The sequence below is a fragment of the Camelimonas lactis genome (assembly GCF_004342915.1).
GTDB classification, from domain to species: domain Bacteria; phylum Pseudomonadota; class Alphaproteobacteria; order Rhizobiales; family Beijerinckiaceae; genus Camelimonas; species Camelimonas lactis.
This window is the reverse complement of sequence record NZ_SLWL01000008.1, coordinates 154,798-173,707: the sequence shown is the minus strand read 5'-3', so window position 1 is coordinate 173,707 and position 18,910 is coordinate 154,798. Positions and strand designations below refer to the sequence as shown.

Here is an 18,910-nt window from a genome sequence, read left to right as displayed (position 1 = left end):
GTGATGAAAATGCCCTGATGGTTTGGTCATTATGAGAAAACTTAAGAATATATTTTCGGCAATTGCCGTGATCATAACCAGTTCCATCGCTGGCAACGCCAACGCCGGGCAAACCAATGTTGCCGTCGCGGCCAATTTTACCGAGGCGGCGAAAGAAATTGCGACCGCCTTCAGGGCGAAGACCGGTCACGACGCCATCCTGAGTTTTGGGTCAACTGGCCAGCTCTATACACAGATCAAACAGCACGCGCCATTCCAGATATTTCTGGCCGCTGACGAGGACCGTCCAAAACAGCTTGTCGATGAAGGACTTGGGGTGGCCAGCAGCCGCTTCACCTATGCAACCGGCAGACTTGTTCTATGGAGCAAAAATCCGGATCTCGTGCGCGGGGCGGATACACTCAGGGGCAATGGCTTCAGCAGGCTCGCGATTGCTAACCCGATTGCGGCGCCTTATGGCGCGGCGGCGGTGGAAGCACTCAGGGCGCTCGGGGTGTATGACAGACTGCAGCCGAAAATCGTGCGTGGCGCCAATGTCGTTCAGACTTTCCAGTTCATCGACACCGGCAACGCTGAATTGGGTTTCGTCGCGTTATCGCAGTTGATCGGCAATAACAGCGGTTCGCGCTGGCAGATACCCCAGAATATTTATACGCCGGTGCGCCAGGACGCCGTGCTCATCACAACCGGCGTCGATAACGAGGCGGCGACCGCCTTCATGGACTTTCTGAAGGGCCCCGGCGCGCGCGGCATTCTTGAGAAATATGGCTACGCCGCCGGTGCGTCAGACGGAGGCCACGATGAATGAATTGCCGCCGGACGTGTGGATCGCCGTGCGGCTGACAGTTGGACTGGCCGCGATCACCACGCTGATCCTGCTCCTCGTCGGGACGCCGCTGGCATGGTGGCTGGCCCGCACGGAGGCCTGGTGGAAGGAGGGAGTCGCGGCGGTTGTCGCCATGCCGCTCGTGCTGCCGCCAACGGTGCTCGGCTTTTATCTGCTCGTGGCGCTCGGTCCGGATGGGCCGGGCGGGGCAATCGCCGCCCTGTGGGGAGGCCGCACCCTTGCCTTTACCTTCGGGGGGTTGGTCATTGGTTCAGTGATCTACTCGCTGCCGTTCGTCGTCCAGCCAATTCGCAACGCCTTCGAAGCGATTGGCGAGCGGCCGCTCGAAGTGGCGGCGACGTTGCGGGCGTCTCCGCGTCGCGTTTTCTGGACCGTCGCTGTTCCGCTGGCGCGGCCGGGTTTCCTCACTGGCGCCGTCCTCGGCTTCGCCCACACGGTCGGTGAATTCGGCGTGGTGCTGATGATTGGCGGCAATATCCCGGGCTCCACCAGGGTGCTGTCCGTTGCAATCTATGATTATGTCGAGACCTCGCAATGGCGCGAGGCCAGTATTCTCGCTGGCGGCATGGTTGTATTTGCGTTTGTCGTGGTCTTCGCCGTGATGCTGGCGGGAAAGCGCCTGATGCGCGTCGCCGAATGAACCCGTCGAGTTTCATCAGCGTGGCCTTCAGGGGTGTGTTCGGCGGCTTCGTTCTCGACGCCGCCTTCACCACGCCTACCCACGGCGTAACGGCGCTCTTCGGGCCCTCGGGATGCGGCAAGACGACGGTGCTGCGCTGCATCGCCGGTCTGCAGCGCCTCGCTGACGGATATTGCGCGGTCAATGGCGACGTCTGGCACGGAGGCCGCAGCTTCCGCCCTGTCCATCAACGGCCGATCGGCTACGTCTTCCAGGAGCCTGGTCTTTTTCCGCATCTTACGGTGACCGGCAACCTGCTTTACGGGGCCCCTGGCCGCAGCCCGCTGAGGCCCGGGGACCCGGCTGGTTTCGATGAAGTGGTCGCCCTGCTTGGACTTGAGAAGCTGCTCGATCGCGCGCCGCGCAAGCTCTCCGGCGGCGAACGTCAACGGGTTGCGATCGGGCGCGCGCTTCTGTCCCGGCCGCAGCTGTTGTTGATGGATGAGCCGCTTTCGGCGCTTGACCCGCAGGCCCGGGACGAGGTCCTGCCGTTTCTCAGACGATTACACGACAGCCTCTCGTTGCCGTTTATCTATGTGAGTCACGATATGCGGGAGATCGAACAGCTTGCGGATCATCTGGTGCTGATGCGCGCAGGACGGGTCCTGGCGGCGGGTCCCCTCGGGGAATTGCAGGGCGATCCGGCGCTGCCGCTGGCGAGCCGGCGCGACGCTGCGGTCACGCTTGACGCAGTCGTGAGCGCATATGATCCGGCGTATGGAATTGCGATGCTGGCGGTGGACGGCGGCTGCTTCACCGCGCCTATGCGGCGGTCGGTTGTTGGCGGGCGCCGCCGGATAACGGTTGCCGCCGGCGACGTGAGCCTGGCGCGCGAAGCGCCCCGGGCGACGACGGTGCTCAACACCCTGCCCGTGCGGATACTGTCGGCCACGCCCGCCGCAGAGCATGAGATCGTCGCCGTGCTCGGGCTTGGGCCGGCCGGCGCCGGAAGCCGGATCCTGGCGCGGGTCACCAGACTGTCGTGGGAAAACCTCAGGCTTGCGGAAGGGAATGAACTCTACGCCCAGATAAAAAGCGTCGCATTGGTCAGGGAATGCGCGAAATGATACCAATAATATATGTTAAGTTATGTTAATATATTGCTGTCAACGATGTGCTACATGTAAATATCGCATAAGCAAAATTAAGATCGCCATTTGTTCAATCTGTCACCCGCATCGACTTCAAATTACCTATTGCGATCCGGCTATGATCCGCGCCGTTCCTTCGAAGGGCGCCGACAGGATCCTGCCTGTGGTATCGAGCAGGAAAGCGCCGGCATGCCGGAAGCCGCCGGCAGACCCGCTGTCGCGCGCCGAGGATGCATAGCGCGCGGCAAAGGCGACGAAGCGGTCGTGGTTGAGGCTGTCGGTGGCGGGCAGGGTGGTAATGTCGATGATTTGCGTTCCACTCTGACGGGCGATCTCCTGCACTTTCGGATCATAAGCGCTGGCCAGACCGAGGCGCGGGTTGCCGCCGGCGATCTGGCTCGAAACAGCGAGGGCACGGTCGTCCTTCGAGACCAGCACCGTCAGCGGCGGCGTCAACCGGCCGATCACGGCCGCCTGCTTGCGGAACACATCAATGTCGATGTCAGGAGAAGCAAGGCCCACCTGAAGGCGCGCGATAACGTTGTCCCGGCCTTCCAGACGCAACTGGCGTAACGCCTCCATTACCAGCCACGCGCCCATGCTGTGACCGACGACGGCGATGCGTCCCCTGGGGAGCGTCCGGGTCAACAGGGTGAGCAGCTGAACGAGATCGTCACGCGCATATGTGGTGGCGTCCCTGTCGGTGACATAGCCGCGGAAATCGGCCTGAGAGGGCCAGGAAAAGAGGATCGGCACGGTGCGCGCACCGACGCTCAACTGGGCAAGGCGGAAAACCGCTTCCTGATAGCTGGTGTTGTATCCATGCACAAAAACAACCGTGATGTCGGCGTTCTTTTGCAAGCGGATGACGGACTGTTCGAAGGACGTCCGGTCGAGCTCGCGCCGCCCCGTCGTCACAAAATTCTTCGGATTGCCGTTGTGCGGAACAACACCCGCGCCGGAATATCCGCCAGGCGCCGACGCAACAGCCTGCATCGTAAATTGCTCGTAGCTGATCGCCCCGCGTCCACCGCCGAACGCGGACGGCGGGGTTGACGCCGGCGACCGGTCGGTCACGGCAAGGACGGTAATTTCCGCATTGCCACGGGCTTTCTCCACGACAGGATTGAGCGCGTCGGGACCGGGCCGCGTGGCGCATCCAGAAAGAATCAGGGCCAGAGCCAGAGCGGAAAAAATACCACGCGCCCGGGCAGGCCGGCCTGCCGCCGGGCAGCCCGCCCGGTCTGGTGACCTGCTATCCGACCTGCTTGAAACTGCGGTTATCAAGCGTGCTCCCTCGCTGTTGAAACCCGAAAGTAGCCGCCCTTCAGGCCGGGCGCCATCCAAAGTTGGCCAACCGGGTCGGCGTCGACGAGCGTCGCTGATGCCCGTCATGAAAAAATTATTCGCCCCGAAAGGCGAACCGGCGCCAGACTGGAGACGTTCCGGTCATGGCGATGGGGACCAACCAGAAGGTCCATCCCGAAGCCAGCCGGCAGACCGGTTTTTTCAAGGATGTGACAGGCGTGGGGGCCTCGACATGCAGGGGCTTCTGGAGGCGCATTGGATCACGGGGGGCGTCCCCCGCATCAGTTTGGCAACAGGCAATCGATTTGCGGAACATAAATTATGGAGCAACTTTCAATACCGTTAAATGAATACTGATCCCCGTTCCTGTAACCACAGGTAACGCCGAAAGCAGTCTCTTTCAGCGGGCGGCGGCGAAAGCGGCAAACCCTTCGACGAACGCGCCAAGACGCTGGCGTGTGACTTCATCAGTCAGATTGCCGTCGTCGTCGAAGAGATTACCCGCGCGCGACACCATCATGCGTCCCTCAAACCACGGGCGTGTCCCCAGGGTGCGCAAAACCGGCAGCCACGCATTCTGGGCCAGGATTGTGCCGAAGCCGCCCGGCGATGCGCCCAACACGGCAACGGGTTTGCCGCCAAATAGCGCATCGATATCGGAAGCTGGCCGTGTCAGCCAGTCGATCGCGTTCTTCATGACGCCCGGCAGCGAATTGTTGTACTCAGGCGTAAAGAGCAGCAAGCCGTCGGCATTCGTCAGCTGCTGCTTCAGAGTCTGCACCGCCAGGGGTATGCCATTCGCACGCTCATCATCGCCATTGTAGAGTGGAATTTCCTGGATGCGCCCTGCGACCAATGTCACGCCAGCCGGGGCCACTTCCATTGCAGCGCGCAGCAGGCCCGAGTTGAATGAGGCCTTCCGCAGGCTGCCCGAGATTCCAACGAGGCGTGTCATTGAAGGCTCCCTTCTTTCACTGGTCACTTTCACGGGGTCAGTGCAGCCAACCTGGCGCGATTGCGATCAAGCCGCATCGATTTCCACGTTATGCCAGGCGCCCAATGTCACATGACGCCACCCTGATAATCTCGACTGCCGGCGGCAGAAACGACCTTCCATCAAACACAAAACCTGCCCTGTCCAACGCATATAATGCAACGTTGCCTGGCGGCAGTCGTACGGGGCTGGTGTCATCCGATCTTCGGAGCCTGACGGCGCCATCTCAGGCGAATTGTCGCGACCATAACATTCAGGGGCGGGGGGTGGGTGCATAATCAGCTGGCGATCGGTGAGCGATATGCCGGGGCCGAAGGGAAGGGGAGTTGTGGTGGCCGCTACGATATCTGTCATCGTCAGCTCCAGCCCGGTCATGGCCGAAAAGCAGTACGGTCACGGCGCTGCCGACGCTGGAATGAAGATCGGCCAACCTTGCCATCCAGTGGTGCAGCTAGGTGCAGCTACCGCTGGCGCGTCACTTCGCGCGGAGATTATCTGCGCCACGATGGTCAACGACAAAGGGAGGCAGACAATGGTGTCCGCGGCTGCGATCATCGGCCTGGCCGATGGGCCGCCGCAACGCTTCGCGTCGGACGCGGATGCAAGCCTGCGCTTCCATTTACAACAATGCCTGGCCTGGCTGGCCATGCCCGGGTCAGCTCGCCTGTTCCATGAAACCAGACAAACCGCAAATAAAACAGGAGGATAGACGCCATGAAAACATACCAGGCGCTTGCGCAAGCCATCCTTGATCAGGGCGTTGAGGTGATGTTCGGGCTTATCGGCGATGCCAATCTGTACATGGTGGACACCTTCATAAAGAGCGGCAAGGCGAAGTACCAGGCGGCTGTAAATGAAGGGGGGGCTGTCCTGATGGCGATCGGCTACGCTCAGGCGTCTGGCAAAGTCGGCGTGGCCACCATTACCCATGGACTGGCGATTACCAATGCCCTGACCGCCCTGATAGAAGGGCAGCGCGGCTCGACACCCATCGTTCTCTTCGCCGGGGACACCGCAGTGGTCGACCGTTACCACTTCCAGAATATCGACCAGCGCGAGTTCTTCCAGGCCGCGGGCGCCGGATTCGTGCAGCTTCGCTCGCCGAAGACGATTGGAGAAGACGTGGCGACGGCATTCAGACGCGCCCGGATCGAAAAACGCCCCATCGTTGTCAATATGCCCGCCGATCTTCAGTGGCAGGACGCCGGGTATACCCCGCACACGGCTTACGCGCCGGCCCGGCTGGAATATGTGGTTGATGGGCCGGGTATGGAGAACGCGGTGGGGATCGTGGCCTCGGCAAAACGCCCGCTTGTGCTGTGCGGACGTGGCGCGTGCGATCCATCAGCCCTGCAGGGCATACAGGCGTTCGCAGACCGCATCGAAGCCCCGCTGGCCCATACGCTCAAGGCAAAAGGGGCCTTTGCAGGTCATCCGTTCAATCTGGGCATATTTGGCACCCTGAGCACGCCGGTCGCGACAGATGCGATCATGGCCAGCGATTGCATCATCGCATTCGGGGCAAGCCTGAACCAGTATACAACCGCACAGGGAAGCCTCCTGCGCGGCAAGCGGCTTGTCCATATCAGTTCCGATCCTGCGGATATCGGCCGCCATGCGATTCCAGATGCGGGACTTGTAGGGGAGCCGGGTCGAACTGCGGCGCAAATGGTGCGTCTGCTTGACGAGGCGGAGATCCCGGGTTCGCGCAACCGGTCGCCGGAGCTGGGCAAAGCCATTGCGGAGTTCTCCTACGCGCCGCTGCCGGACAAGGGACGCCCCGGCACTGTCAGCGTCAGGCTGGCGCTGCAGACATTGGACAAGGTGATCGATCCAGACCGTATCCTCGTCACGGACACCGGGCGCTTTCTGATCGATGCATGGCGGATCGTCAGCGTGCAGGACCCGCAATCGTGGGTTTATACGGTCAACACGGGAACCATCGGCCTCGGCGTTGGAGAAGCCATAGGAGCGTCTTTCGCTCACCCTGGGCGCCAAACCCTGCTGGTGACAGGCGACGGTGGTTTCATGCTGGACGGCTTGAACGAGTTTAGCTCTGCAGTGCGGGCCGGGGCGAACCTGATTGTCATCCTCTGCAACGACGGCAGCTATGGCGCCGAGCACATCCAGTTCCGGAGCAAGCAGATGGATCCGTCAATTTCGTTGTTTGACTGGCCGGATTTCGCGCCGGTCGCGGAGGCAATGGGCGCCGCCGGCGTCACCGTGCGCTCCGCCGCGGACCTCGACGCCGCAGTTGAGGCGATCCGGGGCAACAGGCGGCCGTTGCTCATTGATCTAAAGCTCGACCCGGACAATATGCCGATGCTCGATCACTGACATACAATCAGCTGGCAATGCGCTGGCCTGGTCTCCAAAGCGTCGATTACGGGCGATGTTTCCAGGCAATCCAGCACAGTAAGTGATTTATGCCAAACGAATGCAATTCCGGCAGGTTGTTCGACCTGACGGAATTGCGAGCATGAAAGATGTTCGCCCAGGTCGGTGATGCGCCCTGGCGACGTTTCGCACGTTTGATCGCGACGACAACAGTCGCTGCCGTTTTTTCATGATGGGTGAACGCCTGTCGCTGGAGGGGATGCGTTACACCGTTATGAGATGAGGCCAGTCGCATCGCCGCCAGGATGTTTGACCGTCGCAGCGACGGAGCGGACAGCGCAGCGCATTCGCAGAAGATATCTTATGGAACTTTAACTTGCATCCTCCGCTGCGCATCCGCGGCTGCGCCGACGTCAAGCGATGCGTATATATCATTTATATCAATCACTTATTCTTGGTAATCGTGTCCTTCTCCCCTGTCGAGCGAATCTGGTTCTCGAAGCTTGCCGTCGCGGCTTCCAGGCGCGCGGCGACACGTTCCAGCCGGTCAAGGTGCTGGCGGGCGCCGTCTTCGGGGCCGGTTGCCGCCCGCGCCAGGGCGCCTGAGCGACAAATGAGGTCGGTTATCTCGTCCGCGAGGGATGGGGCGTCAAAATCACCTTCCCCCCGAAGGAACGCCCAGGTGCGGTGTTCCATGCAGCCGAACAACATGTCGCGGACCAGGGCAGGCGCAATCTCCCGTCTGAATTCGTGACGCTCCTGGGCGCTGCGCACCACGTCGACGATGCGCTGGGTGTAGGCCTGGTTGAGCTGGAACAGGCGGGTAGAACGGTAGTCAGGATCCGTCCTCAACTCCTGGAACACAAGCCGGCGCGACGGCCCCTGATTGATGGTTCTTCTGGCGCGCTCCCTCGGGGGAAACGTCTACCACGTAAACTTGACGCCAACCCGTCCATCGTAGGCGTGCGAACGCCCATCGAGTCCAATTGAATAGCCCGCCGAGGCATAAAGCGCGGCGTTCCCGGCTATCTGTGCATCAGCGCCGACTTTGACTTCACCCCATGCTCCACCCAGATCCGAGCGGAACGGAATCATTCCCGTTGCTGACGAGAACGATGTCTTGGGATCGCCCAGGAATTCGTTCCAGAGGCTGGCCTTGACCCAGGTAGCGATCTTGCGCGGCTGACCATCCTCACCAACAATCCAGTCCCTGGCAAGGCGCGCGCCAATCCTGCCCGCAAGGGAGTCAGCGTCTGAAAAGCGCACCAGCGCCACGCCGTCATGACCGGACTTCTGGGTGAGCGTCTGGTAGATCAGTTGCGCCTGTGGTTCGACAATCCAGCCGCCACCGAGCGCAACCGGATACCCACCCTCGATGGAGGCCGCGAAGCCGAAGCCGTCGCGCTTCAGTTTGATGAGGCGGCGGGAGTCCGCCTCCGCGTCAAACCACGTTCCCTGGACAACGCCATCAATATACCAGCCGGATGCGCCAAAATGTGTCCAGTAAGCGCCGACTGAATAAGCGTCGATGGTATTCGTGCCCGCATGAATGCCGTTGAAGTGCCTGACGTCGCCCTGAATTCGTCCCACGGCGGCGTAAACGCCAGCATGGTCGCGGCTACCGTCAGCATTCACAGCCCGGTAAAGGTCAATGCCTGCCTGCAAGGCGTAGATATCGTAGTCGAAATTTGGACCATTGCGATAGACGCCCCATGGTCCGCCGTCCTGATTGCCATGGGCGCCGATTATCCGCGCCCACCCTGCGGAAACGTAAGAGCGGCTTGCCGCCACCGCGCTGTCAGGCATCCGCACAACTGTCGTGCAACGATAGCTCTTCTCAGGGTTTTTGCACCAGATTGTGCGCTCTTCCGTGACCGGGGCAGATACCTGAGGGCGCGTTTCTCCCATACGTTCATGCAGGCTGTCGATGATGGTCCGTCCATAAATCAGGCCCATAGCCGGCAGCGCGGAATAAAGAGACGTCTCGCGGCGATAGTCCGGAACTGGCGACGGGGGCTGGGGCGTCGGGGTCGGCGGCGTGGGAGGCACAGGGGGATCCGGCGGCACTGGGGGGTCAGGTGGAACTGGCCGAAGAGCAGAGCGCAGGTACCAGTTCTGCGGACCCGTGGCGTCAACGCTGCCGCGATAAAGTGAATATTCGTAGGGGCCAGCGAGCACCGGACGTCCCAAGGTAAAGACGCCGGGCAACGTTGAGCCGTTGGCGATCGTCTCGACCACGAGGATGCCGTTTCCAATGGTCAGGTCGCCAGGGCCGGCCGTGTTTGCGACCAGCAGAGGTGAATTTCCCGAAGCGAGTCCGCCATTGATAACCAGGCGATCTGAGGGCGATCCATCGGCGCCGAGATAGGTGTTGAGGCCGATTTGTCCGCCCGCGCCGATATAGTTCTGTGTCGTGAGCGTCTTGTAGCTCGCCAGCAGGGTCGGGTCGCCAGTGGGGGGCGTGAACTGGATCACACCGGCGTTGGCGGTGTCCCGTGTGACGGTCGAACTGCCGGTCACTGTCCAGCGGCTCGTTGTGTCAACGCTCACGTTCGTCACATCAAAGGCTGCGCCTGTCCAGCTGGACCCTGTCTTCAAGTTGATGTTCGCGGTGCTCAGCGGCCCCACCCTCGCGTCGCCTGTCAACCGGCTTCCATTTGACGCGTCGAACTGCACGGCCGTTGGCTGGAAGTCCGCATAATTGTCGAAGACTTCGAGAACGAAACCACCGCCGCCGGTTATGGTCGCGCCACTTGCAGTCAGGTTTAGCGGGCCTTGCGCCACGACCGCCGTATCAGCAGAGCTCACCAGACTGCCGCCGGTCAGGTTGACCGTATTGGCGGCGCCGGGCGTAAGGTTGAGGGAGACGAGGCCGGCGGTTCCCGCGCCAGTTGCAAGCGAGGTTGTATTAGTCAGATCGATCAGACCAACGCCGCCATTGATGAAGAGAGCCGCCCCTCCACCCGACGTGGTGATTCGGGAACCCCGCCCCAGAACAACGCCACTGGAATCGACCCTCACGCCGAACGAGCTGGAGCCAGTGGTGGTGATGGTGTTGTCGGTCATGTCGACAAGACCGTCGTTTCCGGCATCGACGCCCGCGGCGCCATTGCCGGTCGACACATTGATGGTGGTTCCTGTGCTGGTGATGACGGCGCCGGCGCCTCGCGAAAGAAGTCCACTAACGGGAATGGCGCTGGTTACCGAGAAGATTGACCCAACCGGCCCGTTAGGGGTGACAAGATTGGCCGTCGCCAGTGTGTACGAGGTCGGGTTCTGCTCAGAATTGATGTTGATGACGCTGCGGCCCGTCAATGTAATGCGGCTACCTGCCCGCGCCCAGGCGCCAGCTCCTGCGTTGGAGCCGTTCACTGTCAGATTATCGAGCGTAATCTGCCCGTTGTTGAAAGCAGCTACGCCCGTTCCGCCCGCCTGGCCAGACACGCCCGTCGCGTTGAAGTTCAACGTGAGACCGCTGCCAATCGCACCCACCGGCACAATGGTATTGTCCACCGAGACACCGATGCTGCTGGTTCCGTTGAGATTGATTACGGAGCCAGGCAGCAGCGTCACCTGCCCGCCGTCATGGAGGTACACCCCCATGGCCCCGCGTCCGTTCATCGCCACAGGAATGAGCGCATCAGCGACGACCCGGCTGCCCGCTCCGGACGCCCCCAATCCGACGGCATTGAAAGCCCCGGTGGCGATGCTGACGCCGCCATGCAGATTGATCAGGCCGCCTGTTTCAGCAACAGCGCCGTGACCGGCAGACGCGTTTGCACTTGCCGCGCCGGTGTTGCTGATCGCGACATTGCTGGCCTCAATTGCGCCGCCGATCGCGGCGAGCCCTGCCCCGGCGCCCGTCGTGGAAATTGTGAGGCCGTTCAGGGCGGCGCTGCTGGCGGCGCCATTCGCGAGAACGCCATGCCCTCCCTGGGTAAGCAGAGTAACGTTGCCTTGCGAAGCTGTAATGGAGCCAGAAGACACCTGAAGGGCATTGCCGTTCAGAGTCTGGATAAGGATGCCGCCCGGAGACGGCCCGGCCAGACTGTCCAGGGTGAGTGTCCCGCCCGTGACATTGCTGGCGTTGTCAGTTCCCCCGACCTGTACGGTGGTCGATCCCACGATCGTTGCGGCGCCTGTCGGGACATTGATCGTCGACGTGATCGTCGGCGGGCTCGGCCCATATACGCTCTGGGCGTAAACAGAAGCCGGGATCAGGGATGCAAGGGTGGCGAAGATCGTGGTGACCGGAATGCTCCGGCCTCCCTTCCCCAGGGACACACCAAAGCATTGGCTGACACGTGTCATCTTTGCCCTTCCAATTCATGACTCAGACAGATGTCAGCCCGGGCCCCGAATAAAAGCGGGATAGATCATCACCAAATCTAATCAATAATGGAGAAACTTCCCCATTCAATTTTCGGTGACATCATCAATGCAGTCTGGCGCCGCGCTACTCCAGCCCCATTGACGTCCCGGCGTTGTCCGGGTGCGGGCCGCGGGCCGGAAAGGTCCGTCAGCACGCCAATACGGATAGCATTATCCGCCCGCGCGCGCAGACGACACATCTGGTAATGTTACTATAATCAAGCGGGTGTGATTGGCGGAATCTGATCGGCCAACCCGCGCGATGACCTTGAGCACAACGTCCCCAAGAACTGCGACTTTGCCAGGGTTTACGCGCCCGCATGTCAGTAAAGCGGACTTTGCCATTGATGGCGATCGCCCTGCCGTGACGCCGGAGTTGCAGCCCGCGTAACCCGGTCATCTACCCCCGGCCTGAAATCGCATACTTTGGAACGATAGCCCGGTTAATTCGCTGCACGTCCAAGCCAGTCGCCGGGCGGATACTGCTTGCCGTGAGCGGCGGACGGCGCCCTCGCGGCGCGACGACGTCGGATGGTGCAGGCGGGCGGCGTCAGGCTCACGCTCAGGCCACCGGATAGGGCGCGAGCGCGCTGCGGTTTTCATCCACCGCCAGCCTCCGGCCCACGGGCGGGAAAGCGCGCTGGGGACATGCGGGGCGCTCGCAAACCTTGCAACCGGCCCCAATCGGCGTCGCCGCTTCAGGGTCGTTGAGATCAAGACCCCGCGCATAGATCAGGCGGCTGGCGTGGCGGATATCGCAGCCGATGCCGACTGCGAATGTCTTGCCAGGCGCCCCGAAGCCGGCGACGCCGCGCCCTACCGTGCGGGCGATCCACAGATAGGCGCGGCCATCCGGCATGCGGGCGATCTGGGTCAGCACCCGGCCGGGCTGGGTGAAGGCTTCATAGACGTTCCACAGCGGGCAACTGCCGCCGACGCGGGAAAAATGAAAATCGGTGGCGGATTGCCGCTTGGAAATATTGCCGGCCCGGTCGACCCGCACGAAGAAGAACGGCACGCCGCGGGCGCCGGGCCGCTGCAGCGTCGACAAACGGTGGCACACGGTTTCGAAGCCAACGCCATAGCGCCGGCCCAGCTTCTCAATATCGTAAGCCTCGGCCTCGGCCGCCGTCAGGAATTCTCGATAAGGCAGGACAAGCGCGCCAGCGAAATAATTGGCCAGCCCCACCCGCGCCAGACGCCGTGCATCGGGGCTGGCCAGGACAGGATCATCGGTCAGGCGGTCGATCACCGGGCCCAGTTCGAGCACCGCGATCTGCGCGGCCATCTGGAACGCCTGCTGGCCAAGCTTGAGGTCCGCGGAGATAAACAGGGTCCGGGATTCGGGATCGAACCGGCGCTGGTCATCGTCGCTGCCTGTCACCACGACCGCAACGCCGTGTCGTTCGCGCAGCCAGGCCGCCAGCCCCGGATGCACCGACAGGGGCCCAAGCCCGGCGTCGCGATAAAGTCGCTCGGCCGCCTCATCCAGCGGCGCCACGTGGTTGCGGCGGGCGTAAAAGAAATCGCGCACCTGCTCAAAAGGCGCCCGCGCCGGGCCGCCGGCGATCCATTCATCACCCAGCTGGGCGGCGAGGGCCTCGCTTTGTTCAACCGCCTCGCGGTAACGGCGGTGCAGGGCGACCAGCGTCCGTCCCACCGCCGGCATGTTCATCGCCAGCTCGCGAATTTCCGCAAGGGAAATGGTTTCGGCGCCGTCGGACACGACATCGCGCAGCTCGGTGATCAACCGCCCTTCCCCATCTTCGGAGAGAAGCTGCACGTCGACGCCGAAAATGGCGTTGATGCGCAAAAGGACTGAAACGGTCAGCGGTCGTTGGTTCCGCTCGATCTGATTGAGGTAACTGGGGGAAATGCCCAGCAGCGCCGCTAGTTCGACCTGCTTCAGGCTCCGTTCCTCACGCAGTCGCCGCAGGCGCACGCCCATGTAGATTTTACGCATCAGCCCCATCCGGATCTGGAGCTTTTGTACGCGCCCCTCGCCTCCCCGCAAACACCTGTGAACGCCCGCGCCTGGGGGCGCATCAACACCACGCCTGTGGCAAACCCGAAAACGTCAGCCCGGCGCCGCAGGCGCCGGCCTGGCCGCCGAATAAATTCATCCTTCATCTGTATATTTATCCGGGTCTGAATTCCGCCGAAAAACCCGTTGCGCGATGCATCGTTCCAATAAAGGATAATTTTATACATATCCATTGCATTTATTCTTATCATGGTCGCCGGGTGAATTTACCTGATGAATTTGTTATTTACCAAGCGGAACCTTCGCGTTCGCCATGAATTTTCCATGCACAGGCGTGCGATAGCGCAGGACATGATACTGGAGGACCATATGGCCGATCCCGAGCCCGAACCTAAGGCCGCCACAAGGCCAACCGCCGCACATTCCCGGCGTCACGACGATCAAACGCCCATGCTTCATGTGGCGTTGCTGGCCAACTATGCCAGGGCGCAACGGGCAAGGATCATGCGCTGGTCGACCTTGGGAAGCGCCCAGGCAAAATGACAGCGGCGAGGCCCGTCTGTCGGCGCGCCGGCAAGACGCCAGACCGCAATGGAACGGACATTGGCTGTTCCCCGTCCGCATCTTTCCAATTTCTGATCGCCGGGCCTGAGCTTTCCAGCCCGGCAGGAGGGCCAAAATGCCTGCGCACGACAAACCGCCCAGGACCGAACCCCGCAGCCGCCCCCCGGCGCCCGGGAAGCACGCGACCGCTCCGCTCGATACGGAGCAGGTCGATGAAACCGGTCGCAAGCCGCCGAAAGCCAGGCCGGACCGCCAGGAATATCTGGACGCAAGGCCGCGAAGGCCACACGCGGCGGCGAAACACTGATCGCCTGCGCGCCGGCTCCGGAGAGTGGGCAGGCGGGCGGTCCCGGCAAATAAGGGCGCGCGCCGACCGGTCCGCATGTACCCATCAACGGAGCTTTGTGATGAAAGATTACCCCCATCCCCCCTTCCCCAAACAAACGCAAACGCCCCCGGGCCGGCTGGCCGGCATGGACCCAATCCCGGACCACGGCGAGGAAACCTGGCGGGGCTCCGGCAGGCTTGAAGGCAAGGTGGCGCTGATTACCGGCGGCGATAGCGGCATCGGCCGCGCGGTCGCCATCGCTTTTGCCCGCGAAGGCGCGGATGTGGCGCTCGCCTACCTCAACGAGGACGCGGACGCGGCTTCAACGGCCCAGCTTGTGGAGGAGGCCGGCCAGCGTTGCCAGACGATTGCCGGAGACATAGCCGATCCGCGTCATTGCCAGACGTTGGCCGACACCGTGCGCGAGAAACTCGGCGCAGTGGATATTCTGGTCAACAACGCTGGCCATCAGGCCCAGTTCCAGGAACTGGAGGACATTCCGGAGGAAGAATGGCGGCGCACTTTTGACGTGAATGTCCACGCCATGTTCTGCCTGTGCAAGGCGGTGGCGCCGCACATGCCGCGTGGCGGCGTCATTATCAATACAACGTCGATCAACGCTGACCGCCCCAATCCCAGCCTGTTGGCGTACGCTACGACCAAGGGGGCCATTCTTAACTTCACCGTGGGCCTCGCCCAGCTCCTGGCAAAACGTGGAATCCGCGTCAACGCCGTGGCGCCGGGCCCGGTCTGGACCCCGTTGATACCCGCGACCATGTCTGCTGAAGACGTGCAGACGTTCGGGCAGAATTATCCCATGGGCCGCCCGGCCCAGCCGGCGGAACTTGCGGCCGCCTACGTCATGCTTGCGGAGCCACGGGCCAGTTACATCTCCGGCGCCACGATCGCTGTCACCGGCGGAATGCCCATGATCTGAAGCCCGACGCCGCCGGCAACGGCAGGCGCCCTGGGGGCAGGGAAAGCGATACCCCCTCACCGGGTCCATATGGAAGGCCACCGTGTTCAGGCGTCAGGCAACGCGCCGGGCCCTGCCTGTTTACGTGACAGGGCGTTAGCGAAGCCGGCGGCAATTGCGTGGGATTCAGGGCGCCTTGCTGCGATCAAGCAGGCGCACCGAGGCCGCTTGTGGCCCCATGGGGCCCTCCGTGGCGGCGACCGTCACCAGCACCATCATGCCCGTCGTCAGTTCATCGAACTTCCCGCCGACGACAGCATTGCGCGTGAAATGAAGCTCCGGAGCGTTATCGATTTCAACAAACCCATATTCCTCAGCCGGAAACAGCCGCACAACCACGCCGGATTGTCCTTCTGCCGCGTGAGGAGCCGGCGGGTTATTGCGCAGGCTGGCGATCTTGCCGAGCTGCCGCTCGACTGCCTCGAAGGCATTGTTCAGGGCCGCCGTATGATCATTTTTGGCTTCCCGGCGCTCCTGTTCATCCTTGCCAATCACAGGCCCGCGGCCTGGCACATCTGCTTCAACCGACACGGCGATCGCCGTTTTCGCTGCCTCGGCGCCCCGGTGGGGCGCCTCAATCACGACCCTGCAGCCGGTCAGCCGGGGAAACTGTCCTTCAAGACGGCGGACGCGTTCCCGGGCCAGCGCCTCAAGCGCCGGCGAACTGTCCATTCCCCGAAAAGCGATCTGCAACGATCTCTGCATGGCAGTCCTCCAGAATGTACTGACTTCCTTCCGCAGGGGCTGGCGCGAAGCCATCCCCCTTTTCTCACATGGGGACGCGCTGTCCTCAGGCAAGGCGTCCGCGCGCGGACACGCGCCTCACACCTCGTCGAACAGCCCGCCCTCGCGCGAAGGATTGCGACGGATCACTGCTTCCTCAATGTCGTCTGGCAGCGCCTCATCGCTGTGCTGACAGGGATTGTCGTCCTCCTCCTCAGGCGCGTCGCCCATTTCTCCGGGCAGACCCGCATCAGGCGGCGCGCTGTCAGGCAGGATGTCGCCGCTGACGACGGCGTCCAGATCAGCCTCCGCGATGTCGGGGACGCCGTCTGGCTCTGGCGCAGCGCCGGGATCGGGTTCGTCGCCGGCGCCGCCGGGCTGCGCCTTCCGGCGCCCCTCAGCAACCGGATGGCGCTGGTCACCATCAGTCGTCATCTGCTCCTCCTCGCCGGGTTGAAACGGCAGCAAACGGGATCACGGCGCAGCCTCCGGGTTGGGTCCGGTTTCAGCAATCTGGGTCAGGATTGCGTCAGTTTTCGCTTCCTCATCGAGGGTCTGCTGCAGCAACCCCTCCGCATCGGTCAACCCGAGTTCCTGAGCCCAGCGCCGCAGGGTTCCGTAACGGGTGATCTCATAATGCTCGACAGCCTGAGCCGATGAAATCAGGCCGGCGTCAAGGGCGCGGGAGCCCTTGTATTCCTCCATAAGTTCTTCCGCTTCCTCGATAATGCCGTCGATCGCGGGGCAGGTCTTGCCGCGCGGATTCCTGCCAATAATCTCGAAGACGTTTTGCAGACGTTCGATATGCCCCTGGGTTTCCTCACGATGGGTTTCGAACGCCTTGCGCAATTGCGGCGAGTGAGCGCCCCGCGCCATTTTCGGCAGGGAGCGCAGAATTTTCCGCTCTGCGTAATAAATATCCTTGAGGGTGTCGTGAAACAGATCTTCCAGGTTCTTGTCTTTCATCACAGCCTCCCGCTGAAATGACCGCACAATTGCCCGCGCAAGTCATCGGCGCGAACTTTCCGGGTTTTTGAACGGACACGGTCCACGTCGTTGACGGACTATGCGCCCGGCCGGGACCGGTCGGTCGCCGTGTCAGCGACGTAAGGCCGGGCGTTCGGGTCAAACCCTGTCCAGCCTTCCTTGCGATAGAGTTCCTCACGTTCAGCGATCTCCACCGCCGCCGCCTGGTCCAGAATGGTTTGCGCTTCCACGGCGCGGGCTTCGTCAACGCGCGCGGACAAAATGGTTCCGCCGCGCCGGACGCCCTCGGCATAGACATGGGCGTCACGCTCCGGCACGCCCTCGCCCATCAGCGCGCCAACGACGCCGCCAGCCGCGCCGCCAGCGGCGGCGCCCGCAAGCGCGCCGGCCCCGGTTGCGGCCAGCCAGCCAGCAGCCACCACGGGACCGATGCCGGGAATGGCCATCAGCCCGAGGCCGGCCAGCAAGCCGCCCGCTCCCCCGAGCGCCGCGCCTACCCCCACGCCGGTCGCCGCCCCTTCCGCGACGTGGTTTTCGGGCTCATACCAGCCATCCGCATTACTCGCGACCAGGCTGATGTCATCACGGGCGACGCCAATCGCGGCGAGCCTGTCAGCAGCGGCCAGCGCCTGCCCATGCGTATCGAAAAGTGCCGTAACGGTGGTCATCGGCTGCCTCCCTGTGGTTCGCCGGCGACTGGCCTGGCGAACAGCTTGCCCTGGTAGTCCAGCGCCACATCATGCGTCGCGCCGTCCTTCATGGCCTTGCCGCGCCAGACGCCATCCCTGTCTTTGGCCAGGCCGTTCACGTCCGTGAACCCGCCCGCCTCGATCCGGGATTTGGCCTGCGCCATGGTAAAGCTGTTTTCACCCTTTGCCGGCGCCAGCGGCGATGTCTTGCGGTTATCGATCGCGGGTGTTTCGGGCTTTGGATTGGCTGGCGCTGTTTGCGCAGCAACCGGCGCTGCAAAAGCACACAAAATTACTGCAAAAAGCATCTGCTGTCGCATTGAGGCATCCCTTCTTTCGGAGAGAATGGGAAATGAACACCAGCTATCCCGAGATGTTCCCGATCGATATTATTTTAGCTATCGCTCATGCTGTTTTAACGCATATGAATTGTATAAAATCATCTGACCTCGCCGATAATTTTCCAGGAAGCCCGGCATTTTTCACAAGTCGAGTCGGTGGATTCCAAAAGCAATCACGGCGCCCGAAACATCGGCAGGCTTTGGTTCGCACATATCCGCGGGGAGATTGCGCGCGCCAGAGAGGCGGGAAAGCGCGGAGCTGTCGCGGCCCGGCGGCGGACAACACGGTCGCGACCCAATTCGAACGCGAAATGGTCAGAATTGACACGGGAACTTTGCCTTTCCCCACCGCTTATCCAGTCAACCCGGCGCATTTGCGTAGCCGTTCAGGCAGCCGGGAGCCATTCACCAGACATGCAGGCGGCGTCCGGTCAGCAAGCGGGGCTGCGCCAAAGCGGGAAACTGCTGCGGCCTTGCAGCCATTTTGACGGGAACCGCGAACATGGCCCGGAAAAGCGGCCATGGGACGGGAAGGCAAGATGCAATTATACCCCCGGCAACTCAGCGATGAGCAGGCCGAACGCTTCGGAGTTCCCCCGGGATGGTGGGCGCTCACCGATGACGGCCAACCCGTGCTTGGGCCTTACCCCAGCAGGGAATCGACACTGATTGGTATTGCCGCGCACGGAAC

At 62.3% G+C, this 18,910-nt stretch carries 18 protein-coding genes; 8 read left to right on the top strand and 10 right to left on the bottom strand.

Features of this window, described 5'->3' with window-relative positions; all coding sequences use genetic code 11:
• Nucleotides 1–31 precede the first annotated feature (31 nt).
• The 3 genes from modA to modC are packed head-to-tail and all read left to right on the top strand — an operon-like array spanning nt 32 to nt 2,593.
• Entirely contained in the window at nt 32–808 is a 777-nt protein-coding gene (gene modA / locus EV666_RS10645; protein WP_132007289.1) for a molybdate ABC transporter substrate-binding protein, read from the top strand.
• Nucleotides 801–1,487: a molybdate ABC transporter permease subunit gene (modB, locus tag EV666_RS10640; protein WP_132007286.1), complete on the top strand. Its 687-nt coding sequence runs from the start codon at nt 801–803 to the stop codon at nt 1,485–1,487. Before modA ends, modB begins: the two co-directional genes overlap by 8 nt.
• Nucleotides 1,484–2,593, top strand: a complete 1,110-nt coding sequence (gene modC, locus EV666_RS10635; protein WP_132007283.1) for a molybdenum ABC transporter ATP-binding protein — start codon at nt 1,484–1,486, stop codon at nt 2,591–2,593. The genes modB and modC overlap by 4 nt, the downstream gene beginning before the upstream one ends.
• Nucleotides 2,594–2,719: 126 nt before the next feature.
• Here the strand turns inward: modC and EV666_RS10630 are convergent, their stop codons facing one another.
• Both EV666_RS10630 and EV666_RS10625 read right to left on the bottom strand, forming a co-directional pair.
• Nucleotides 2,720–3,736, bottom strand: coding sequence for an alpha/beta hydrolase (locus EV666_RS10630; RefSeq protein ID WP_165909973.1), 1,017 nt, complete (start codon nt 3,734–3,736; stop codon nt 2,720–2,722).
• Between the two features lie 589 nt (nt 3,737–4,325).
• On the bottom strand, nt 4,326–4,880 hold the full coding sequence (locus EV666_RS10625) for an NADPH-dependent FMN reductase (protein WP_132007277.1): 555 nt from the start codon (nt 4,878–4,880) through the stop codon (nt 4,326–4,328).
• A 331-nt stretch (nt 4,881–5,211) separates the two neighbouring features.
• Between EV666_RS10625 and EV666_RS10620 the strand changes: the two genes are divergently transcribed.
• On the top strand, nt 5,212–5,628 hold the full coding sequence (locus EV666_RS10620; RefSeq protein WP_132007274.1) for a hypothetical protein: 417 nt from the start codon (nt 5,212–5,214) through the stop codon (nt 5,626–5,628).
• A gap of 5 nt (nt 5,629–5,633) precedes the next feature.
• Nucleotides 5,634–7,256, top strand: a complete 1,623-nt coding sequence (locus tag EV666_RS10615) for a thiamine pyrophosphate-binding protein (RefSeq protein WP_132007271.1) — start codon at nt 5,634–5,636, stop codon at nt 7,254–7,256.
• Between the two features lie 444 nt (nt 7,257–7,700).
• On the opposite strand, the gene EV666_RS10610 is transcribed toward EV666_RS10615, so the two are convergent.
• From EV666_RS10610 to EV666_RS10600, 3 genes are all read right to left on the bottom strand, one after another.
• Nucleotides 7,701–8,147: a TetR-type transcription factor C-terminal domain-containing protein gene (locus EV666_RS10610; RefSeq protein ID WP_132007268.1), complete on the bottom strand. Its 447-nt coding sequence runs from the start codon at nt 8,145–8,147 to the stop codon at nt 7,701–7,703.
• Nucleotides 8,148–8,180: 33 nt separating this feature from the next.
• A complete protein-coding gene (locus tag EV666_RS10605) occupies nt 8,181–11,567 on the bottom strand; it encodes an autotransporter outer membrane beta-barrel domain-containing protein (protein WP_132007265.1) in 3,387 nt (1,128 codons plus the stop codon).
• A 622-nt stretch (nt 11,568–12,189) separates the two neighbouring features.
• A complete protein-coding gene (locus EV666_RS10600; protein WP_245514356.1) occupies nt 12,190–13,590 on the bottom strand; it encodes a short-chain fatty acyl-CoA regulator family protein in 1,401 nt (466 codons plus the stop codon).
• Nucleotides 13,591–13,884: 294 nt separating this feature from the next.
• Here EV666_RS10600 and EV666_RS10595 point away from each other — a divergent pair, with 294 nt between their 5' ends.
• The gene (locus tag EV666_RS10595) at nt 13,885–14,154 is read left to right on the top strand and encodes a hypothetical protein (protein WP_132007260.1); all 270 of its coding nucleotides are present in this window, start codon (nt 13,885–13,887) and stop codon (nt 14,152–14,154) included.
• A 428-nt stretch (nt 14,155–14,582) separates the two neighbouring features.
• A complete protein-coding gene (locus EV666_RS10590) occupies nt 14,583–15,440 on the top strand; it encodes a glucose 1-dehydrogenase (protein WP_132007257.1) in 858 nt (285 codons plus the stop codon).
• Nucleotides 15,441–15,605: 165 nt separating this feature from the next.
• On the opposite strand, the gene EV666_RS10585 is transcribed toward EV666_RS10590, so the two are convergent.
• From EV666_RS10585 to EV666_RS18645, 5 genes are all read right to left on the bottom strand, one after another.
• Nucleotides 15,606–16,184, bottom strand: a complete 579-nt coding sequence (locus EV666_RS10585) for an HPF/RaiA family ribosome-associated protein (RefSeq protein ID WP_165909971.1) — start codon at nt 16,182–16,184, stop codon at nt 15,606–15,608.
• Nucleotides 16,185–16,301: 117 nt separating this feature from the next.
• Nucleotides 16,302–16,637, bottom strand: a complete 336-nt coding sequence (locus EV666_RS10580; protein WP_132007251.1) for a hypothetical protein — start codon at nt 16,635–16,637, stop codon at nt 16,302–16,304.
• A 39-nt stretch (nt 16,638–16,676) separates the two neighbouring features.
• Nucleotides 16,677–17,168: a YciE/YciF ferroxidase family protein gene (locus EV666_RS10575; RefSeq protein WP_132007248.1), complete on the bottom strand. Its 492-nt coding sequence runs from the start codon at nt 17,166–17,168 to the stop codon at nt 16,677–16,679.
• 98 nt (nt 17,169–17,266) lie between these two features.
• Nucleotides 17,267–17,857, bottom strand: coding sequence for a hypothetical protein (locus EV666_RS10570; RefSeq protein WP_132007245.1), 591 nt, complete (start codon nt 17,855–17,857; stop codon nt 17,267–17,269).
• The gene (locus EV666_RS18645; RefSeq protein WP_245514355.1) at nt 17,854–18,042 is read right to left on the bottom strand and encodes a hypothetical protein; all 189 of its coding nucleotides are present in this window, start codon (nt 18,040–18,042) and stop codon (nt 17,854–17,856) included. Before EV666_RS18645 ends, EV666_RS10570 begins: the two co-directional genes overlap by 4 nt.
• On the opposite strand from EV666_RS18645, the gene EV666_RS18640 reads away from it, so the two are divergent.
• A complete protein-coding gene (locus EV666_RS18640) occupies nt 18,041–18,325 on the top strand; it encodes a hypothetical protein (RefSeq protein ID WP_245514354.1) in 285 nt (94 codons plus the stop codon). The two genes, EV666_RS18645 and EV666_RS18640, sit on opposite strands and share 2 nt — an antisense overlap.
• Nucleotides 18,326–18,910 lie beyond the last annotated feature (585 nt).